At 63.5% G+C, this 17,840-nt stretch carries 23 protein-coding genes; 14 read left to right on the top strand and 9 right to left on the bottom strand.

What is annotated here, in order from left to right; all coding sequences use genetic code 11:
• Positions 1–83: 83 nt before the first annotated feature.
• The 6 genes from efp (at position 84) to D3242_RS09465 (ending at position 5,102) form a co-directional block, all read left to right on the top strand.
• Positions 84–650: an elongation factor P gene (gene efp / locus D3242_RS09490; protein WP_019861758.1), complete on the top strand. Its 567-nt coding sequence runs from the start codon at positions 84–86 to the stop codon at positions 648–650.
• 24 nt (positions 651–674) lie between these two features.
• Complete coding sequence (locus D3242_RS09485) at positions 675–1,475, top strand: inositol monophosphatase family protein (RefSeq protein ID WP_019861759.1); 801 nt, start codon at positions 675–677, stop codon at positions 1,473–1,475.
• 101 nt (positions 1,476–1,576) lie between these two features.
• Positions 1,577–2,263: a PAQR family membrane homeostasis protein TrhA gene (trhA, locus tag D3242_RS09480; RefSeq protein WP_038650286.1), complete on the top strand. Its 687-nt coding sequence runs from the start codon at positions 1,577–1,579 to the stop codon at positions 2,261–2,263.
• Between the two features lie 104 nt (positions 2,264–2,367).
• On the top strand, positions 2,368–3,393 hold the full coding sequence (locus tag D3242_RS09475; protein WP_027047497.1) for a MotA/TolQ/ExbB proton channel family protein: 1,026 nt from the start codon (positions 2,368–2,370) through the stop codon (positions 3,391–3,393).
• Between the two features lies 1 nt (position 3,394).
• Complete coding sequence (locus tag D3242_RS09470; RefSeq protein WP_019861763.1) at positions 3,395–4,426, top strand: peptidoglycan -binding protein; 1,032 nt, start codon at positions 3,395–3,397, stop codon at positions 4,424–4,426.
• Positions 4,427–4,673: 247 nt separating this feature from the next.
• Positions 4,674–5,102, top strand: a complete 429-nt coding sequence (locus D3242_RS09465; protein WP_064981240.1) for a hypothetical protein — start codon at positions 4,674–4,676, stop codon at positions 5,100–5,102.
• 93 nt (positions 5,103–5,195) lie between these two features.
• On the opposite strand, the gene D3242_RS09460 is transcribed toward D3242_RS09465, so the two are convergent.
• On the bottom strand, positions 5,196–5,549 hold the full coding sequence (locus tag D3242_RS09460) for a DUF1304 domain-containing protein (protein ID WP_064981242.1): 354 nt from the start codon (positions 5,547–5,549) through the stop codon (positions 5,196–5,198).
• A gap of 265 nt (positions 5,550–5,814) precedes the next feature.
• Between D3242_RS09460 and D3242_RS09455 the strand changes: the two genes are divergently transcribed.
• Positions 5,815–7,302, top strand: a complete 1,488-nt coding sequence (locus D3242_RS09455) for a carboxypeptidase M32 (RefSeq protein ID WP_064981243.1) — start codon at positions 5,815–5,817, stop codon at positions 7,300–7,302.
• A gap of 36 nt (positions 7,303–7,338) precedes the next feature.
• Here D3242_RS09455 and D3242_RS09450 read toward each other — a convergent pair whose 3' ends face one another.
• On the bottom strand, positions 7,339–9,141 hold the full coding sequence (locus tag D3242_RS09450) for an ABC transporter transmembrane domain-containing protein (protein ID WP_064981245.1): 1,803 nt from the start codon (positions 9,139–9,141) through the stop codon (positions 7,339–7,341).
• A gap of 203 nt (positions 9,142–9,344) precedes the next feature.
• Between D3242_RS09450 and rpmE the strand changes: the two genes are divergently transcribed.
• On the top strand, positions 9,345–9,566 hold the full coding sequence (rpmE, locus tag D3242_RS09445) for a 50S ribosomal protein L31 (protein WP_010912060.1): 222 nt from the start codon (positions 9,345–9,347) through the stop codon (positions 9,564–9,566).
• A gap of 237 nt (positions 9,567–9,803) precedes the next feature.
• On the opposite strand, the gene D3242_RS09440 is transcribed toward rpmE, so the two are convergent.
• Positions 9,804–10,433: a TetR/AcrR family transcriptional regulator gene (locus tag D3242_RS09440; protein WP_019861769.1), complete on the bottom strand. Its 630-nt coding sequence runs from the start codon at positions 10,431–10,433 to the stop codon at positions 9,804–9,806.
• Between the two features lie 125 nt (positions 10,434–10,558).
• Here D3242_RS09440 and D3242_RS09435 point away from each other — a divergent pair, with 125 nt between their 5' ends.
• Both D3242_RS09435 and D3242_RS09430 read left to right on the top strand, forming a co-directional pair.
• Positions 10,559–11,386 carry an NAD(P)H-binding protein gene (locus D3242_RS09435; RefSeq protein ID WP_064981247.1) on the top strand — a complete coding sequence of 276 codons (828 nt, stop codon included), beginning with the start codon at positions 10,559–10,561 and terminating at the stop codon, positions 11,384–11,386.
• A 1-nt stretch (position 11,387) separates the two neighbouring features.
• Entirely contained in the window at positions 11,388–11,864 is a 477-nt protein-coding gene (locus D3242_RS09430; protein ID WP_019861771.1) for an anthrone oxygenase family protein, read from the top strand.
• A 30-nt stretch (positions 11,865–11,894) separates the two neighbouring features.
• On the opposite strand, the gene D3242_RS09425 is transcribed toward D3242_RS09430, so the two are convergent.
• The 3 genes from D3242_RS09425 to D3242_RS09415 form a co-directional block, all read right to left on the bottom strand.
• The gene (locus tag D3242_RS09425) at positions 11,895–12,242 is read right to left on the bottom strand and encodes an Rdx family protein (RefSeq protein ID WP_019861772.1); all 348 of its coding nucleotides are present in this window, start codon (positions 12,240–12,242) and stop codon (positions 11,895–11,897) included.
• A 32-nt stretch (positions 12,243–12,274) separates the two neighbouring features.
• Positions 12,275–13,024 (bottom strand): YebC/PmpR family DNA-binding transcriptional regulator, encoded by a 750-nt coding sequence (locus D3242_RS09420; protein ID WP_064981249.1) that lies wholly within the window; start codon positions 13,022–13,024, stop codon positions 12,275–12,277.
• A gap of 210 nt (positions 13,025–13,234) precedes the next feature.
• The gene (locus tag D3242_RS09415) at positions 13,235–13,558 is read right to left on the bottom strand and encodes an ArsR/SmtB family transcription factor (RefSeq protein ID WP_010912067.1); all 324 of its coding nucleotides are present in this window, start codon (positions 13,556–13,558) and stop codon (positions 13,235–13,237) included.
• Between the two features lie 51 nt (positions 13,559–13,609).
• On the opposite strand from D3242_RS09415, the gene D3242_RS09410 reads away from it, so the two are divergent.
• From D3242_RS09410 to D3242_RS09395, 4 genes are read left to right on the top strand one after another with little or no spacing between them, the layout of a single operon-like run.
• Positions 13,610–14,092, top strand: coding sequence for an SRPBCC domain-containing protein (locus tag D3242_RS09410; RefSeq protein ID WP_038650300.1), 483 nt, complete (start codon positions 13,610–13,612; stop codon positions 14,090–14,092).
• A 22-nt stretch (positions 14,093–14,114) separates the two neighbouring features.
• Complete coding sequence (locus tag D3242_RS09405) at positions 14,115–14,507, top strand: VOC family protein (protein ID WP_020629069.1); 393 nt, start codon at positions 14,115–14,117, stop codon at positions 14,505–14,507.
• A gap of 57 nt (positions 14,508–14,564) precedes the next feature.
• Positions 14,565–14,927 (top strand): glyoxalase/bleomycin resistance/dioxygenase family protein, encoded by a 363-nt coding sequence (locus D3242_RS09400; RefSeq protein WP_064981251.1) that lies wholly within the window; start codon positions 14,565–14,567, stop codon positions 14,925–14,927.
• Positions 14,928–14,953: 26 nt separating this feature from the next.
• On the top strand, positions 14,954–15,421 hold the full coding sequence (locus tag D3242_RS09395; protein WP_027047499.1) for an SRPBCC family protein: 468 nt from the start codon (positions 14,954–14,956) through the stop codon (positions 15,419–15,421).
• A 20-nt stretch (positions 15,422–15,441) separates the two neighbouring features.
• On the opposite strand, the gene D3242_RS09390 is transcribed toward D3242_RS09395, so the two are convergent.
• The 3 genes from D3242_RS09390 to D3242_RS09380 all read right to left on the bottom strand — a co-directional run bounded on the left by D3242_RS09390 (position 15,442) and on the right by D3242_RS09380 (position 17,770).
• Complete coding sequence (locus tag D3242_RS09390) at positions 15,442–16,209, bottom strand: TerC family protein (protein WP_019861779.1); 768 nt, start codon at positions 16,207–16,209, stop codon at positions 15,442–15,444.
• Positions 16,210–16,287: 78 nt separating this feature from the next.
• Positions 16,288–17,112 (bottom strand): TIGR00282 family metallophosphoesterase, encoded by an 825-nt coding sequence (locus D3242_RS09385; RefSeq protein ID WP_019861780.1) that lies wholly within the window; start codon positions 17,110–17,112, stop codon positions 16,288–16,290.
• A 70-nt stretch (positions 17,113–17,182) separates the two neighbouring features.
• Positions 17,183–17,770, bottom strand: a complete 588-nt coding sequence (locus tag D3242_RS09380; RefSeq protein ID WP_064981721.1) for a 5-formyltetrahydrofolate cyclo-ligase — start codon at positions 17,768–17,770, stop codon at positions 17,183–17,185.
• Between the last annotated feature and the right edge of the window lie 70 nt (positions 17,771–17,840).

Below are 17,840 nucleotides of genomic sequence, written 5' to 3'. Positions count from 1 at the left end.
CCTTGCCTCTCCGGACGATTTGTGGTCTTGGGAGCCCCTAAATCGCTTGTCCCAGCGAAAATCTCATTCCGGATCCCATCATCATGGCCAAGATCAATGGCAACGAAATCCGTCCCGGCTACGTCATCGAGCATGATGGCGGCCTGTGGGTGGCGGTCAGGACCAACACCGTCAAGCCCGGCAAGGGCGGCGCCTACAACCAGGTCGAACTGAAGAATCTGATCAACGGCACCAAGCTCAACGAGCGCTTCCGCTCGGCCGAGACGGTCGAACAGATCCGCCTCGACCTGAAGGATTTTTCCTTCCTCTACGAACAGGACGACGCGCTGGTGTTCATGGACACCCAGAGCTACGAACAGCTCGAACTGAACAAGGATTTCGTCGGCGACCGCGCCGCCTTCCTGCAGGACGGCATGATGGTGACGGTCCAGCTCTATGAGGAGAGGCCGATCGGCATTTCGCTGCCCGACTATGTCACCCTCACCATTACCGAGGCCGACCCGGTGGTGAAGGGCCAGACGGCGGCATCCTCCTACAAGCCGGCGGTGCTGGAGAACGGCATCCGCGTGCTGGTGCCGCCCTTCATCGGCGCCGGCGAACGCATCATCGTCGACACCAACGAAATCACTTACGTGCGCCGCGCCGACTGACGCGCTGCAGCAGGAAGACATACGATGGCACGCTCAGCCCTTCTTAACGTCATGGTCCAGGCCGCAATGAAGGCCGGCCGCTCGCTGTCGCGCGACTTCGGCGAGGTCCAGAACCTGCAGGTCTCGCTGAAGGGACCCGGCGACTATGTCAGCCAGGCCGACCGCAAGGCCGAGGACATCATCTTTGCCGAATTGTCGAAGGCGCGTCCGGGCTACGGTTTCCTGATGGAAGAGCGTGGCGCGGTGGAAGGCGAAGACAGCCAGCACCGCTGGATCGTCGATCCGCTCGACGGCACCACCAATTTCTTGCACGGCATTCCGCTGTTCGCCGTCTCGATCGCGCTGGAGCGCCAGGGCCAGATCGTCGCCGGCGTCATCTACAATCCGGCCATGGACGAGCTCTACACGACCGAGCGCGGTGGCGGCGCCTTCATGAACGACCGCCGGCTGCGCGTGGCCGGCCGCATCAAGCTGGTCGACACGGTGATCGGCTGCGGCATGCCGCATCTGGGACGCGGCCACCACGGCAATTTCCTCGTGGAATTGCGCAACGTCATGGCCGAGGTCTCGGGCGTGCGCCGTCTCGGTTCCGCCGCGCTCGATCTCGCTTATGTCGCTGCCGGCCGCATGGACGGTTTCTGGGAAACCGGCCTGTCGGCCTGGGACATTGCCGCCGGCATGCTCCTGATTCGCGAAGCCGGCGGCTTCGTCTCGGACATGGATGGCGGGCAGGACATGCTGGACAACGGCTCCGTCGTTGCCGGCAACGAGGTCATCCAGCGTGCGCTGCTGAAGACGGTGAAAAAGCCCCTGGCATCCCGCTAAAGCCCTCCCGCCGCGCTGAAGGGCCGCGGTCGCAAAACCGCCACCTAAGCTTGAAATACTGTCCGGCGGTTGCCCAGATATAGGGTGACGCAGGACGATCGATGACCAATATCCCGCCGCAACTCGAAATCCCCTTTGTCGGGCGCTGGCACTACTCCCGCGCGGAGATGATCGCCGACGGCATTGTCCATGCGGTCGGCATCGTGCTGGCGATCGCGGCCGGCTCGGCGTTGCTGGCGCTGGCGGCGTTTCGCGTCGGACCGGGCGAGTACATTGCCGCCGCCTTCTATGTCGTTTCGCTGCTGACCGTGCTCTCGGTGTCGCTGGCCTACAATCTGTGGCCGGTGACGTCACCGGCCAAATGGGTTCTGCGGCGCTTCGATCACGCCGCGATCTATCTTCTCATCGCCGCCACCTACACGCCTTTTCTGGCTCAGCTCGACGCTTCGCCGCTGGCCCGCTGGATGATCGTGCTGGTCTGGATCGCGGCGGCGACGGGCATCGCCATCAAGGTGTGCTTTCCCGGCCGTTTCGACCGGCTGGCGATCGTCTTCTATCTCGCCATCGGCTGGAGCGGCATCGTCCTGGTCAAGCCGCTCGTCGAGACGCTGCCGACGACGTCGATCGTGCTCATCGTCGCCGGTGGCGTCGTCTATTCCTGCGGCGTCATCTTCTTCGCCTGGAAGGGTCTGCGCTTCCACAACGCCCTGTGGCACGGCTTCGTCGTCACTGGCGCGGGCCTGCATCTGGCGGCCATGGTCGACTGCCTGGTGATAAACCGTTTCTGATCCGCCTGCGGCAATATTGCCAAGCGCCATTCAATTTGGTCACAATTCCGTTTAGAGTCGCGAACGACGTGATCGGCGGCAGCGGCAGCGAAAACGGGGCACGGATGGCTTTTCTCAGATCCTTCGGCATGGGCAGGCGCTCCGACGTACTGATCTACGATCCACATAAACTGTCGAGTCCGCAGGTGTTCCTGCTGACCATGGTCATCTTCCTGGCCATCGTCGCCTTCATTGCCGCCATCCTGACCCGCCAGATCTCGACGGCCTTCGTCACCAATCCCGGGCTCAACGGCCTGATCATCGGCGTGCTCGCGGTCGGCATCCTGCTTGCCTTCGCCCAGGTTGGCCGGCTGTTTCGCGAGGTGCGCTGGCTCAACTCCTTCCGCGCCGGCTCGGAGACCACCGAGCCGGTGCTTTTGGCGCCGATGAAAGCCATGATCGGCCGCTCCTCGACCATGGCGTTCTCGACCTCCTCGATGCGCACCATGCTCGATTCCATCGCCACGCGCCTCGACGAAAGCCGCGACACCTCGCGCTACCTGGTCGGCCTCCTGGTGTTCCTCGGCTTGCTCGGCACCTTCTGGGGCCTGTTGAACACGATCGGCTCGATCCGCGAGACCATCGAATCGCTCGATCCCGGCACGGGTGACGCCGCGGCGGTGCTCGATTCCTTGAAGCAGGGCCTCTCGGCGCCGCTGGCCGGCATGGGCACCGCCTTCTCGTCCTCGCTGTTCGGCCTCTCCGGCTCGCTCGTGCTCGGCTTCCTCGACCTGCAGGCGGGCCGCGCCCAGACGCGCTTCTACACCGAGCTAGAGAACTGGCTGTCCTCGGTCACCGATCTCTCCTCCGACATCGTCGTCTCCGATCCGGCCAAGAGCGAACCGTCCGACGAAATCCGTCTGCTGTCGGAGCGGCTGCGCAGCATGCAGGAGAATGGCGGCGGCTCCAATCCGCGTGTCGCCACCGCGATGGCCAATCTCGCCGACGGCATTTCCGGCCTGGTCAAGAACATGCGCTCCGAGCAGCAGATCATGCGTGACTGGGTCGAGGCCCAGTCCGATGAGCAGAAGGCGATGCGCAACACGCTGGAAAAGATTGCCGACGCCCTGAAGAAGCCCGGGGTGCACTGACATGGCGCTTGCCAGGGGCCGGCGTACCGATCGCCGCATCGACTATTGGCCGGGCTTTGTCGATGCGCTGTCGACGCTGCTTTTGGCCATTATGTTCCTGCTCACCGTCTTCGTGCTGGCGCAGTTCCTGCTCGGCCGCGAGATTTCCGGCAAGGATACGGTGCTCGCCCGTCTCAACTCGCAAATCAACGAACTGACCCAGTTGCTGGCGCTGGAGCGCTCGACCGCCCAGGACAAGGACGATTCGCTGGCCAATCTGCAGGCGTCGCTGTCGGCGGCCGAGGCGGAGAAGAGCCGGCTCGAACAGTTGCTGGCGCAAGGCGCGGGCGCCGGCGACCAGGCCAACCAGCGCGCCGCGGCGCTTTCGGGTGAACTCGACAGCCAGCGCCAGATCAGCCAGCAGGCGCTGAGCCAGGTCGAGATCCTCAACCAGCAGATCGCCGCGCTGCGCAAGCAGATCGGCGCGCTTGAAGACGCCCTCAATGTGTCCGAAGCCCGCGACCGCGATTCCAACACCAAGATCGCCGATCTCGGCCGCCGGCTGAACGTCGCCCTGGCGCAGCGCGTGCAGGAATTGAACCGCTACCGCTCCGACTTCTTCGGACGCCTGCGCGAGATCCTCGCCGATCGCGAAAACATCCGCATCGTCGGCGACCGCTTCGTGTTCCAGTCGGAAGTGTTGTTTCCGACCGGCTCCGAGGTGATCAACGATGCCGGCAAGGTCGAGATGAAGAAGCTCGCCGACGCCATCATCGAGTTGCAGAAGGAAATCCCGCCCGAGATCAACTGGGTGCTGCGCGTCGACGGCCATACCGACAACAAGCCGCTCTCCGGCACCGGCCGCTACCGCGACAATTGGGAATTGTCGACGGCGCGGTCGACCTCGGTGGTCAAGTTCCTGATTGAGAACGGCGTGCCGGCCAACCGCCTGGTCGCCGCCGGCTTCGGTGAGTTCCAGCCGCTCGACCCCGCCGACACCGACGAGGCGCGCAACAAGAACCGCCGCATTGAACTGAAGCTCACCGAACGTTGATTTCTCATCACGCGAACTCACGCGAATTTGTTCGCCGGCTCAACTCTAGGGCGCAGACGGGAGCCGGCAAGGCCTGAAAAGATTATCTTTTTTTAATTACACTTGGCGCCGGAGCGCTCCTAGCTTGCCGCCCAGGGCCGAGAACCGCCGGCGATGCCTCCCATCGCGACGCGACGGAACCCGACGGCCCGCGGCTGGAAGGTAGACGAAAGAACCGCTGCCTTCCTCTTCTGGAGGAGACGCGACGATGCGCTCTTTTAACCCTACGCTTAGAACTGCAGCACTGACCGCATTCCTTATCGCCATTCCGCTCGCCGGCGCCTATGCCGCGGGCCATCACAAGGGCGCTCTCGACGCGACGGACCCGACAGACATGACCGGCCCGCGCGTCGAGGCTCTCATCGAACAGGTCCAGGGTGTCCGCCACGGCATCGTCGACGCGAGGCAGGCCAACAACATCACTCCGGCGGTGGCGGAGCGCCTGGAGATGCGTACCGCCCGCATCAGCCAGGCGGCCGAGAAGATAGCCGCGTCGGATCACGGCAGGATTCCGGCCGCGCAGTATCATGACCTGCTGCGCCGTCTCGACAATGTCGACCAGCAGCTGCGGGTCGACACCGGCAGCGGTTTCCTGATGGGTGACGGCGCCGACGGCGGAACCTATCCGAACGGCTGAAGCCATCCGGCAAGGTCCAAGAGGAAGGGACTATCTGGCGCCTTCGGGACCCCAATCCCGCGGGCGTCCTTTTTCCTCACCAGCCCGGCTTGCCTACCAACCAAGCCAGATCGCGATCAGGGCGACCACCGCCGGCACGGTCTGGATGAACAGGATCTTGCGGCCGACCGTTGCCGCGCCGTAGAGGCCGGCAATGGCGACGCACAACAGGAAGAAGACCTTGACCTGAAAACCGGCGGCGCCGAGGTACAGCCCCCAGATCAGGCCGGCCGCGAGAAATCCGTTATAGAGGCCCTGATTGGCCGCGAGCACCTTCGATGCGTTAGCGAATTCGGGCGTCAGGCGAAATGTCTTGTGCCCGCGAGGCGTGTTCCAAAGCACCATCTCGAGATAGACGATGTAGACATGGATCAAGGCCACCAGCCCGACCAGGATGTTGCCGATCATTTGCTCCCCCTTAACGCGTTGCCGGCAGCATTTCATGTCTGGCATCGCTTGCGCAAGGTGCATCCGCCGGACGGCATCTGGGCAATTCCAGGAAAAGTGTGAGGCGGTTTTCCCGGGAAAAGCGCGCAGCGCTTTCCCTTGGGAATTGCATCAAAACAAAGAGTTAGAGCGGTTTGCCGTTTCCATGGAACGGTGAACCGCTCTTAGGGTTGCCAACGCTTTTGCGTTGGTGTCTTTTCGCGCCGTCTCAATCACGGAAGCCGCTATGTCCTTTCAGAAACTCGATGACCTCGGCCACAAGCTCGAAGCGCTTGAGCATGCGCTGGCCATCCTCGGCGCCGACGAAGCCACGCATATGGCCGTCGGTGGCGGCGAGAAGCGCGCCGAGGCGATGGCGGCACTCGCCGGCATGTACCACACCAGGGCGACCGCCCCGGAAATCGCCGATTGGATCGCCGCCGCCGAAGGCGAGGCGCTCGACGACGAGCAGCGTGCGGCGCTCGGCGAACTGCGGCGGCAATACACCAACCTGACCTGCCTGCCGGTCCAATTCGTCGAACGCCAGACGACGGCGCGCATGCGCTGCGAGCAGCTGTGGCGCGACCTGCGCGCCAAGAACGACTGGGCGGGCTTCCAGCCGGCGCTCGAAGGCGTGGTGGCGCTGGTGCGCGAAGAGGCGGCCCTGCGCTCCGACGTGCTCGGCCTCGCCCCTTACGATGCGCTAATGGAGCAATTCGACCCCGGCAACCGTACATCAGACATCACGCCCGTCTTCGCCGATTTGAAAGCCTTCCTCAAAGGCTTCGTCCCGGAGGCTCTGGCGATCCAGGAAGCGCGGCTGCGCAAGCATCCGCTGAAGCCGCTCTCAGGCACCTACGCGATCGACAAGCAGCGCGAACTTGGCCTTGCCATGATGGCAGCCGTCGGCTTCGACCTGACGCACGGCTCGCTGTCGGTGTCGCACCATCCCTTCTGCGGCGGCGTGCCCAGCGACGTGCGCATCACCACCCGTTACAAGACGTCGGATTTCCTGTCGGCACTGATGGGCGTGCTGCACGAGACCGGCCATGCGCTCTATGAACAGAACCTGCCGAAGGCGTGGTCGCACTGGCCGCTCGGTAAGGCGCGCGGCATGGCCGTGCATGAGAGCCAGAGCCTGTTCGTCGAAAAGCAGATCGGCCGCAACCCCGCCTTCTGGCGCTGGGCGCTGCCGGTGGTGGACAAACATCTCGGCGAGGCCTGGTCGCTCGACGATCTCCTGCCGCATGTGCATCGCGTCGAGCGCGGGCTGATCCGCGTCGACGCCGACGAGGTGACCTATCCCCTGCACGTTATCCTGCGCTACGAACTGGAGCAGGAACTGGTCTCGGGCAGGCTCGAGGTTGCCGATTTGCCCGAAGCCTGGGACGCCAAGATGCGCGACTATCTCGGCCTCTCCACGTTGGACAACCCGGCCGACGGGCCGATGCAGGACGTGCACTGGCCGGGTGCCGCCTTCGGCTACTTCCCGTCCTATACGCTGGGCGCGATGATGGCGGCGCAGCAATGGGCCGCGCTGACGCGCGAACATCCCTCAGCCGATGACGATCTCGCGAAAGGCAATTTCACCGCCATCAATGACTGGCGCCGCAAGAAGATATGGTCGCAGGGCTCGCGCTGGTCGACGCCGGACCTGCTCGAACGCGCCACCGGCGAAAAGCTCAACGCCGTGTATTTCGTCGATCACCTGCGCAAACGGTATGGAACCGCGTAAAGCGATCGAAGGAACCGACAGGACAGAAGCGCCTGTCTACTCCGCCGCGCCCCTGAAGGCGCTGGCGCCGGTCTCGAACTGCAGCTTGGCCAGCCTGGCATAGATGCCGCCCCTGGCGACCAGGCTCTGATGCGTGCCTTCCTCGACGATGCGGCCGCCATCCATGACCAGGATCCTGTCGGCCTTCAGCACCGTCGCCAGCCGGTGGGCGATGACGATGGTGGTGCGGCCTTGCATCAGCCGTTCCAGCGCTGTCTGCACCAGCGTCTCGCTTTCGGCATCCAGCGCCGAGGTGGCCTCGTCGAGCAGCAGGATCGGCGCGTCGCGCAGGATGGCGCGGGCGATCGCCACGCGCTGGCGCTGGCCGCCGGACAGCGTGACGCCGCGCTCGCCGACCTGGCTGTCATAGCCGTTCTCGAGCTTGAGGATGAATTCGTCGGCCAGCGCGTCCTTCGCCGCCGCCTCGATCTCGGCTTCGCTGGCACCCGGTCGGCCGAAGCCGATATTGTCGCGCGCGCTCGCCGCGAAGACGGTGACGTCCTGCGGCACGATGGCGATGCGCTCGCGCACCGAAACCGGATCGGCTTCGCGCACGTCGACGCCATCGATCAGGATCCGGCCGCTTTCGGGATCGTAGAAGCGCAGGATCAGCGAAAACACGGTGCTCTTGCCGGCTCCCGAGGGGCCGACAATGGCCACCGTCTCGCCGGGCATGACCTGGAAACCCAGGCCGTGGACGGCGGCACGGTCGGGTCGCGCCGGATAGGAGAAGGAGACGTTGTCGAAGACGATCGCGCCCTTGGCGACCGCCGGCAGCGGCTTCGGATCGGACGGCGCCTGGATCGCCGGCTTTTCGGCCAGGATCTCGGTCAGCCGCTCGGCTGCACCCGCCGCCTGGGAAAGTTCGCCCCAGACTTCCGACAGCGCGCCGAGCGCGCCGGCGGCGAACACCGAATAGAGCAGGAACTGGCCAAGCGTGCCCGGCGACAGCGTGCCTTCGAGCACGTCGCGCGAACCGAACCACAGCACCGCCACGACAGAGGAAAAGATCATGAAGATGGCGAAGAAAGTGAGGAACGAGCGTGCAAAGATCGAGGCGCGCGCCGCCTCGAAGGCAGCCTCCACGGCGGACGAAAAGCGACCGGTGACCAGTCTTTCATTGGTGAAGGCCTGCAGTGTACGCACCGCGCCGATCTGCTCGCTGGCATAGGCCGTCGCATTGGCCAACGTGTCTTGCGCCAGCCGCGATTTGCGACGCACCGAGCGCCCAAAGGCGACCAGCGGCAAGACGATGACGGGGATGGCGGCAATGACCAGGCCGGACAGCTTCGGGCTGGTGAAGACCATCATCGCCACGGCTCCGAGGCCGAGGATGACGTTGCGCAACGCGACCGAGGCGGTGGCGCCGACCGCCGATTTGACCTGCGTCGTATCGGCCGCGAGCCGCGATACGATCTCTCCCGACTGCGACGTATCGAAGAAGGATGGCGACAGGGTCGTCACATGGCTGAACACGTCGTTGCGGATGTCGGCAACAACACGTTCGCCGAGCGTGATGACGAAATAGTAGCGGCAGGCCGACGCCGCCGCCAGCACCGCGGCCATCACCACCAGCATGCCGAAATATTCGGCGATGAAGCTGGAATCCGATGCCGAAAAGCCGTGGTCGATCATGCGCCGCACCGCCAGCGGCAAGGCCAGCGTCGTCGCCGCCGCGACCGTCAGCGAGATCACCGCGCCGACCACCAGTTTCCGGTAGCGGCCAAGATAGGGGAACAGGCGCCTGAGCGGCTTGAGCGAGCGCCGACGCTCGTCCGCATCGCCACTGATGTCCGCCATGACCGTTTTCCTCTGGCCCTTTTCGTGCGCGCCATCAATATGCGGTTGACGCGGCCTTGTGATTCAATTTCGGCTGATGTATAGGCTCGCCGACCGTTTTAGAAGCCGTGGCTACTCAATAGCTACGGCTTCGAGTTTTAAAAAGAGGCGCATCGACGCAGGCTTATGCCCGTCAGCCGCGTCGACAAGCCAGGAACCGAACCATGAAGAGCGCTATCCATCCCGACTACCACACCATCAAGGTCGTCATGACCGACGGCACCGAATACACGACCCGTTCGACCTGGGGCAAGGAAGGCGATACGATGAACCTCGATATCGACCCGACCACCCACCCGGCCTGGACCGGCGGCCAGCAGACCCTGCTCGACCGCGGCGGCCGCCTCTCCAAGTTCAAGAAGCGTTTCGAAGGTTTCGGCCTCTAAGCCCACTTCGGCATTGTCGCAGATCAAAAACCCGCCTCTTGTGGCGGGTTTTTTTGTTGCGATGAGGTGACGCGACTCGAGCTGGCCCTCATCCCCCGAACTCCCCCTTGTAGTGAGGGGGACCGAGGGTCTGGGTGCGGGTCTGACGCCGCCCCTTCGCACACCGACTTGCCGGGGGCGGGGCGCGGGTTTCGCCCGTCCTTCGAACCCCCACGAGGGGGAGGATGGGGAGGCATTCTACCCGTCCAACAATTCCCGCAGCGCCATGCGCTTGTAGGCTGCCACCAGCCTGTCGCCCTCCTGCCGCTCGACCGAGATGGCCAGCCGCATCGCTGCCTCGCCCATTTGCCAGACGAGGAACGCCGTGGTCTCCAGCGAGACAGGGTCGGCGCCGGGACGCAATCGCCTCAGCACCGCCACCAGGAATTCGGCATTGGCCCGGCTGTCGGCGAGTTCGAGCTGACGCAGCGCCTGGTCTGCCTGCGTGCCCGACCAGATGTCGCGCATCACCGGTTCGGCCAGGAATAGCCCGTAATAGATATCGACCAACTCCGAGAAAGCCCGCCGCAGGCCTTCGGCGTCGCCGACATCCTTGAGCGCGGCCGAGATGCAGGCCTGGCTCTCGGCGGTGTAGCGCTCTGCCAGCGCCCAGATGATCGCCCGCTTGTCGGGAAAGAACTGGTAGAGCGAGCCGATCGACACCCCTGCCCGTTCGGCGACTTCGCCCATGCGCATGGCATCGCTGCCTTGCTCGGTAATCAGCGCCGAGGCGGCCGCCAGCATGCGCTCCACCCGCTCGCGGCTGCGCTGCTGGCTTGGCGCCCGTCGTGGCGAAGCGATCTGCTCGTTGGCCGGCTTGCCTTCCATGGACTGTCTCCAACAACGCATTCGGCACGAACGCCGAGGGAAATGGCTTGACTCGCAAAATACGAGGGTTTATCACGTTTTGCAAATATGAGGATTACTCATGTTCTGCGAAAAGGAAAACCACCATGACCGAAACCAAACCAATCCTGATCCTCGGCGGCACCGGCAAGACCGGCCGCCGTCTTGCAGAGCGGCTGACGGCGCGCGGCATTCCGGTACGGATCGGCTCCCGTTCCGGCACGCCGCGCTTCGACTGGGAGGCTCCCGCAAGCTGGGCTCCCGCACTCGAAGGCGTCAGCGCGGTCTACATCAGCTTCTATCCCGACATCGCCGTGCCGGGCGCCGCCGAAGTGATCGATGCGTTCACCCGCCTTGCCATGGAGCATGGCGTTCGCCGGCTGGTGCTGTTGTCGGGCCGCGGCGAGCATGAGGCGCAGCGCGCCGAAGAGATGCTGAAGGCTTCCGGGGCCGACTGGACGATCCTGCGCTGCGCATGGTTCTCGCAGAATTTCAGCGAAGGCTTTCTCATCGAGCCATTGCTGGCGGGCGAAGTGGCCCTGCCGGTCGGACCTGTCGGCGAACCCTTTGTCGATGTCGACGACATCGCTGACGCCGCCGAAGCGGTGCTGACCGAGCCCGGTCATGTCGGCCAGCTCTATGAGTTGACCGGGCCGCGGCTGTTGAGCTTCGCAGATGCGGTCGCCGAAATTGCCAAGGCGACCCGACGCGACATCCGCTTTGTCAGAATTTCGCATGATGAGTTCACCGCTGCTGTCGCGTCGCATGAACTGCCATCCGAAATCGTCTGGCTGCTCGATGAGCTGTTCTCGCAGGTCCTCGACGGCCGCAACGAGTCGCTCACCGACGGCGTCCAACGCGTGCTCGGCCGCGCACCGAAAGACTTTTCCGACTACGCAACCGAAACCGCCGCAACAGGCATCTGGAGTAACTGAGATGAGCAAGCTTGTTCCCGCCCTCACCATCATCGCCGCAATCGGCTCGGGCGTCGTCGGCGGCGTCTTCTTCGCCTTTTCCAACTTCGTCATGGCGGCACTTGCCCGGCTGCCTGTCCCGCAAGGCATCGCCGCGATGAATTCGATCAACATCACGGTGATCACGCCGACCTTCATGACGGCGCTGTTCGGCACCGGCCTGCTCTGTCTGGTGCTTATCGCGGCCGCTGTCATGGGCTGGAGCCAGTCCGGCTCGTACTGGCTGCTCGCCGGCGCGGTGCTCTACGTGATCGGCAACCCGATTGTGACCATGGTCTTCAACGTGCCGCTCAACGATGCGCTTGCCGCCGTCGACCCGGCCAGCAGCAATGGCGCCGCCGTGTGGGCCAACCATCTGAGCCAATGGGTGATGTGGAACCACGTCCGCACCATCACCGCCATCGTGGCGATGGCCTGCTTTATCTTCGCATTGCTGTGAAGAGGCCTTGCGAAACACAAAGGGCCCCGCTCAGGCGGGGTCTTTTTGCGTGTGCCCCTTTGACGTGTGGCCCTTGCGGTCGGAATGACCGAGATCGCGATCGGGGTCGATCACGTCGCGCACCAGCTGCTTGAGTTTTGCCGCATCGGGAAAGCCGCCGTCGCGCTTGCGATCCCAGATGAGAACATCATTGCAGGAGATGGTGAAGACGCCGCCGGTGCCAGGCACAAGCGTCACTTCGCCGAGATCGGTGCCGAAGGTGGAGAGCAGTTCCTGCGCCATCCAGCCGGCACGCAGCAGCCACTGGCACTGCGTGCAATAGGTGATGCGGATGGCGGGCAACGGCGCCCCGCTCCTATCGGATTGAGCTCTGTCCATATCGGATTGAGCTTTGCTCATATCCCAACCGATCACGCCGCGCTGAGCTTGGCCAAGGTCTCGTCGTCGACTTCGAAGTTGGCGTAGACGCTTTGCACGTCATCGTCGTCCTCGAGCGTGGCGACCAGCTTCATCAGCGACTGTGCCCGTTCCTCGTCGACCGGAACATTGTTCTGCGGCCGCCAGATCAGCTTCACCGATTCAGCTTCGCCGAGCGCGGCTTCCAGTGCCTTCGACACCTCGCCGAGATTCTCGAAGGCGCAATAGATCGTGTGGCCTTCCTCGTCGCTTTCGACATCGTCGGCGCCGGCCTCGATCGCCGCTTCCATGACCTTGTCGGCGCTGCCGGGCGATGCCGGATAATAGATCTCGCCGACGCGGTCCCACATGAAGGACACCGAACCGGTTTCGCCCATCGCGCCGCCGGCCTTGGTGAAGGCCGCGCGCACATTCGACGCCGAGCGGTTGCGGTTGTCGGTCAACGCCTCGACGATGACGGCGACGCCTCCTGGGCCATAGCCCTCATAGCGCACGGCCTCGTAGTTTTCGGCATCGCCCATCGACGCCTTGTTGATGGCGCGCTGGATGTTGTCCTTCGGCATCGACACCGCCTTGGCGTTCTGGATCGCCAGCCGCAGGCGTGGGTTCATCGATGGGTCGGGCGTGCCGCTCTTGGCGGCCACGGTGATTTCGCGCGCCAGCTTGGAAAACATTTTCGACCGCACCGCGTCCTGACGGCCCTTGCGGTGCATGATGTTCTTGAACTGTGAATGGCCAGCCATGGCACCCCTGTCGTGTTCGGCTAGAGCATCTCGCAGCCAGGTGGATCACCTCGCCCTTGCAAAATGCTCGAATTCAAATTTCAGAGCGTCCCAGGTGCAACCCGTGGAAGCACGGCGTTCTCTGCCGGAATGGCCGGCTTATAGATAAATCGGCTCAATTCGTCCAGCCGCGCCGTGCTGCCGGCAGCCAACAAGGACGTCTACAGGCGCTCATGCCTCCAGATCGGACTTCAGCCGGTCGATGATGCTGAGCGCATGGCCGGCATACTGGCTGATCCAGCGGTCGTGGATCTGCTTGATCGGCAGTGCGTTGAGATGGTTCCAGCGCTCGCGTCCGTCGCGGCGCGCGACGATCAGCTCCGCCTCCTCCAGCACCTTGAGGTGCAGCATGACGGTGCAGCGGTCGATGTCGGGGAAGGCATCGCACAGCATACCGGTGGTCTTCGGTTCGTCCTTCAGCCGATCGAGCATTTCGCGCCGGCGCGGGTGCGCCAGCGCCTTGAAAACATTGTCATCTTGCGATCGACTTGACATGTTATGTTTATATAACATATCGTCGAACCGATCAAGGATGGAGCTGTGGATATGTCTCTTGGATTCCGCGTTTCCGGCCGCATCGGCAAACCGGTCGCCGAAGTCTTCGACGCCGTCATCAACCCCAGGAAGCTGAGCGGCTATTTCACCACCATCGGCGGCGCCAGCGCACCGCTCAAGACCGGCACCAGCGTCGTCTGGTGGGGCACGGTGCCGGTCGAGGTCGACGAGGTGGTCAGGGACAGCCGTATCGTGCTGCGCTGGGACGCCACCGACGCCGACGGCAAGCCGGCCTACAAGACCCGCATCGAGATGAATTTCGAACAGCTGGACGATGGCGGCACCTTTGTCACCATCGCCGAAAGCGGCTGGCAGGAAGGCGCGGTCGGCCTGAAGAAATCCTACCTCAACTGCGAGGGTTGGTCGCAGATGCTGGCCTGCATGAAGGCTTATGTCGAATACGGCATCAATCTGCGCGACGGCTATTACCGCAGCGAGATGAAGGGCGAACCCGCCAACGAGACCAATGTTTGAGCAGCGAAAACGGAGGCCAGCGATGACGAAAGTAACACCGTTCCTGATGTTCGAGGGCAAGGCCGAGGAGGCGATGGCGCTTTATTGCGAGACCATTCCCGGCAGCAACATCCTCGACATCACCCGCTATGGCGCCGGTGAGGATGGCCCGGAAGGGACGCTGAAGCTGGCGCGCGCTTCGATCGCCGGCCTGGACGTCATGGTCTTCAACAGCCCCGTGCACCACGCCTTCGGCTTCACGCCGTCGGTCTCGTTCTATATCGACTGCTCCTCCTCGGAGGAACTGGACCGCATCGTCGACGCACTGGCGAAGGATGGCGGGTTCCTGATGCCACCCGACAATTACGGTTTCAGCCGCCGCTTTGCGTGGTTGAACGACAGGTTTGGTGTCTCCTGGCAAGTCAACCTGGCCTGACCGAACCTGGCCGAAACGATCACGAAGACACCCAAGCGCAGCGCAATGGAGACAGCAATGACGACGAAAATCACCGGCGGCATCAACATCGCCATGAAGGTGCCGCCGCATCAGTTTGAGGCGACGATCGCCTTCTACCGCGATATCGTCGGCCTGAAGCCATTCACCGCCAAGGCGCCGGCGATCGGCTTCGAGCTCGGGCCAAACCGCCTATGGATCGACGAGGCGCCGATGTTTAGCCAAGCCGAGGTCTGGCTGGAACTGTTCACCGAGGATTTCACGACCGCTGCCGCACACCTCGCCGAGGCCGGCGTCGTGCGTTGCGATGCCATCGAGCCCTTGGGCGAAGGCTTTCGCGGCGGCTGGATCACCAACCCGGCCAGCGTCGTCCACATGCTGCGCGAGCCCGACGCCTGGTGAGCGCCAAGGCCAGAAAGGAGACCGCCATGGAGATCCGCGAAACCCCGACAGCCGAAGCCGGCATGCTGATCCGGCGGCCTGTCGCCGAAGTGTTCGAGGCCATCGTCGATCCAGCCGTCACCACCAAATTCTGGTTCACTCATGGCAGCGACCGGCTGGACAGCGGCAAGGAGGTCCGCTGGGAATGGCGCATGTATGGCGTCTCGACGACAGCCAAGGCCAGCGAGATCGTCAGGAACGAAAGGATCGTCATGCAATGGAGCGATCCGCCGACCACGGTGGTCTGGACCTTCAACGAAATGCCCGGGGATGCGACCTTTCTCGAGGTCCGTAACTTCGGTTTCGCCGGGACGGGCGACGAGCAGGTTAAGGAAGCGATCGGCTCGACCGGTGGCTTCACGCTGGTGCTGGCCGGCGCCAAGGCCTGGCTGGAACAGGGTCTGACGCTTGGCCTGATAGGCGACCGCCACCCGAAGGGCGTGCCGGGGCGTTAGATGCCCCAACACCCCGATGCTCAATGCCCGTCGCCGGGCTTCGCTTTCCTGCGCCGCCGCGCCAGCATGTTGAGCCCCTCGACCAGGGCCGAGAAACCCATCGCCGCGTAGATGTAGCCCTTGGGCACGTGGTAGCCCATGCCGTCGGCGATCAGCGTCATGCCGATCATCAACAGGAAGCCCAGGGCCAGCATGACGATGCTGGGGTTCTTGGCGATGAAGTTGGCCAGCGGACCCGCCGCCAGCATCATCACGCTGACGGCCACGATCACGGCGATGTACATGATGGCGATCTCGTCGGTCATGCCGACGGCGGTGATGATGGAATCGATCGAAAAGACGAGGTCGAGCAGCAGGATCTGGAAGATCGCGCCGGCAAGCGAGATCTTGAGCGTCTCACCCATCATCGTGTCCTTGTGGTCGTCGGGATCGACCGTGTGATGGATCTCCTTGGTCGCCTTCCACACCAGGAACAGGCCGCCGGCGATCAGGATCAGGTCGCGCCAGGAGAAGCCATGGCCGAAGGCGGTGAAGACCGGCGTCGTCAGTTGGACGATGATCGAAATGGTGGCCAGCAGCACCAGCCGCATGACCAGCGCCGCCGAAATGCCGAGCCGGCGGGCGCGGGCCCGCTGCGCTTCCGGCAGCTTGTTGGTCAGGATCGAGATGAAGATCAGATTGTCGATGCCGAGCACAATCTCGAGCACCACCAGCGTCAGCAAGGCGACCCATGCGGTTGGATCGGAAACGAATTGAAAATGCGGCGCAAGAAATTCGATAAGCTGCATGGAGGTCGTTGTCCCCTCTTTTAACGATCTGAAGCAGATGTCGTCGGCAGTTAGGTACTGCGCGCGCCGATATCAATGTCATGACCAGAAGGATGGAGCCGTTTCTTCCAGTCTGGGCCCGCGACGAAACGGCGCGATCTTCTCGGTCAGTCCGGTACGATCGGAAATATTGACACCGACCCCACACAAGGTCGCCGGGCCGGTCGCTGCCTCGAAGCGCCCCTTCGGCACTTTCGACAGGAACCGGTTGAGCGGTTCCTCCTTGTCCATGCCGAGCGAGGAATCATAGTCGCCGCACATGCCGGCATCCGACAGATAGCCGGTGCCGCCATTGAGGATCTGGTGGTCTGCGGTCGGCTGGTGGGTGTGGGTGCCGACGACTAGGCTGGCGCGGCCGTCGACAAAATGCGCGAAGCACATCTTTTCCGAGGTTGCCTCGGCATGGAAGTCGATCACCACCGCATCCGCCTGTTCGCCGAGCGGGCAGGCGGCAAGCTCGCGTTCGCCGGCCTGGAACGGATCGTCGAGTTCGGGATGCATGAACACCCGGCCCATGATGTTGGCGACCAGCACGCGCGCGCCGCTTCTGGCGATGTAGACGCCGGAGCCGCGCCCGGGTGTGCCTTTGGGAAAATTCGACGGACGTAGGAAGCGTTCTTCGCGCGGCGCGAAGGCCAGCGCATCGCGCTGATCCCAGACATGATTGCCGGTGGTTACGACATCGGCGCCCGCCGCGATGGTCTCGCGAAAGATCTCCTCGGTGATGCCGAAGCCGCCGGCGGCATTCTCGCCATTGACGATGACGAAATCGAGTTTGAAGTCCGATATCAGGCCGGGCAGTTGTTCCCACACCGCCGTGCGTCCCGTTTTTCCGACCATGTCACCGAGGAAGAGAAGTCTCATATGATCCCGCACCGAAAGTCAGCGAAGCAAAAGCTGCATGACATCCGCGAAAAGATCATGCCTCCATTATCTACAATTTTGGCGTGAAGCGGCGCAACCCGCTCTCGGTGAGTATTTCCGGGATGACCACGTCATGGTTCTCGTCCGGAACCTGTGCCACCTCCTGGCAGTCGAAGGCGATGCCGATCAGCCGGGGCGTATGCCCCTTGTCGACGAGCTTCGCGATCGCGCGGTCGTAATAGCCGGCGCCATAGCCGATGCGGTGGCCGCGCGCGTCGAAGGCGGCGAGCGGCACCAGCATCACCTCGGGATCGAGCACCTCGGCCTCTTCATGGGGCCCGACCGTGCCGAAGCCCATGTCGACCATCGGCGCGCCGCGCACCAGTTCGCGAAAGACGATCGTGGTCTTGTCGAGAATGGCGGGCAGGCAAAGCCTCGCGCCCTGTTCACGCAAGGCAAACATCAAGGGCCTTACGTCGACTTCCGAACGCATCGGCCAGAAGCCGGAGACGATTTGGCCGGGCTCGATGGCGAGATGATCGCGCGCCGTCTCTGCCATTTCGAGCGCCATCTCCACCCGCCAGAATTCATCGAGCGCATCGCGGCGTCCAAGCGCCTGGAGTCGCAGCTGTTTTTTCTGGTCTTTGAGAGATGTCATGCGCGGACGATAGAAAAGGCCGGATCGGGATTGCGTTTTGGGAGCGACGTTTTCCACCGCATCATCCACC

Origin of the sequence: Mesorhizobium jarvisii (genome assembly GCF_003601985.1) — a bacterium.
Lineage (GTDB): Bacteria > Pseudomonadota > Alphaproteobacteria > Rhizobiales > Rhizobiaceae > Mesorhizobium > Mesorhizobium jarvisii.
This window is presented reverse-complemented; position numbering and strand designations above follow the sequence as displayed.

What these genes read in the sequence shown, in the direction of transcription:
- D3242_RS09390 (WP_019861779.1), bottom strand. Translation starts at nt 16,209, where the DNA reads ATGCAGCTTATCGAATTTCTTGCGCCGCATTTTCAATTCGTTTCCGAT.
- D3242_RS09440 (WP_019861769.1), bottom strand. Translation starts at nt 10,433, where the DNA reads ATGGAAGGCAAGCCGGCCAACGAGCAGATCGCTTCGCCACGACGGGCG.
- D3242_RS09430 (WP_019861771.1), top strand. Translation starts at nt 11,388, where the DNA reads ATGAGCAAGCTTGTTCCCGCCCTCACCATCATCGCCGCAATCGGCTCG.
- D3242_RS09465 (WP_064981240.1), top strand. Translation starts at nt 4,674, where the DNA reads ATGCGCTCTTTTAACCCTACGCTTAGAACTGCAGCACTGACCGCATTC.
- D3242_RS09420 (WP_064981249.1), bottom strand. Translation starts at nt 13,024, where the DNA reads ATGGCTGGCCATTCACAGTTCAAGAACATCATGCACCGCAAGGGCCGT.
- D3242_RS09455 (WP_064981243.1), top strand. Translation starts at nt 5,815, where the DNA reads ATGTCCTTTCAGAAACTCGATGACCTCGGCCACAAGCTCGAAGCGCTT.
- D3242_RS09470 (WP_019861763.1), top strand. Translation starts at nt 3,395, where the DNA reads ATGGCGCTTGCCAGGGGCCGGCGTACCGATCGCCGCATCGACTATTGG.
- D3242_RS09395 (WP_027047499.1), top strand. Translation starts at nt 14,954, where the DNA reads ATGGAGATCCGCGAAACCCCGACAGCCGAAGCCGGCATGCTGATCCGG.
- D3242_RS09450 (WP_064981245.1), bottom strand. Translation starts at nt 9,141, where the DNA reads ATGGCGGACATCAGTGGCGATGCGGACGAGCGTCGGCGCTCGCTCAAG.
- D3242_RS09410 (WP_038650300.1), top strand. Translation starts at nt 13,610, where the DNA reads ATGTCTCTTGGATTCCGCGTTTCCGGCCGCATCGGCAAACCGGTCGCC.
- D3242_RS09385 (WP_019861780.1), bottom strand. Translation starts at nt 17,112, where the DNA reads ATGAGACTTCTCTTCCTCGGTGACATGGTCGGAAAAACGGGACGCACG.
- D3242_RS09415 (WP_010912067.1), bottom strand. Translation starts at nt 13,558, where the DNA reads ATGTCAAGTCGATCGCAAGATGACAATGTTTTCAAGGCGCTGGCGCAC.
- D3242_RS09405 (WP_020629069.1), top strand. Translation starts at nt 14,115, where the DNA reads ATGACGAAAGTAACACCGTTCCTGATGTTCGAGGGCAAGGCCGAGGAG.
- D3242_RS09400 (WP_064981251.1), top strand. Translation starts at nt 14,565, where the DNA reads ATGACGACGAAAATCACCGGCGGCATCAACATCGCCATGAAGGTGCCG.
- D3242_RS09435 (WP_064981247.1), top strand. Translation starts at nt 10,559, where the DNA reads ATGACCGAAACCAAACCAATCCTGATCCTCGGCGGCACCGGCAAGACC.
- D3242_RS09460 (WP_064981242.1), bottom strand. Translation starts at nt 5,549, where the DNA reads ATGATCGGCAACATCCTGGTCGGGCTGGTGGCCTTGATCCATGTCTAC.
- efp (WP_019861758.1), top strand. Translation starts at nt 84, where the DNA reads ATGGCCAAGATCAATGGCAACGAAATCCGTCCCGGCTACGTCATCGAG.
- D3242_RS09380 (WP_064981721.1), bottom strand. Translation starts at nt 17,770, where the DNA reads ATGACATCTCTCAAAGACCAGAAAAAACAGCTGCGACTCCAGGCGCTT.
- trhA (WP_038650286.1), top strand. Translation starts at nt 1,577, where the DNA reads ATGACCAATATCCCGCCGCAACTCGAAATCCCCTTTGTCGGGCGCTGG.
- D3242_RS09425 (WP_019861772.1), bottom strand. Translation starts at nt 12,242, where the DNA reads ATGGACAGAGCTCAATCCGATAGGAGCGGGGCGCCGTTGCCCGCCATC.
- D3242_RS09485 (WP_019861759.1), top strand. Translation starts at nt 675, where the DNA reads ATGGCACGCTCAGCCCTTCTTAACGTCATGGTCCAGGCCGCAATGAAG.
- D3242_RS09475 (WP_027047497.1), top strand. Translation starts at nt 2,368, where the DNA reads ATGGCTTTTCTCAGATCCTTCGGCATGGGCAGGCGCTCCGACGTACTG.
- rpmE (WP_010912060.1), top strand. Translation starts at nt 9,345, where the DNA reads ATGAAGAGCGCTATCCATCCCGACTACCACACCATCAAGGTCGTCATG.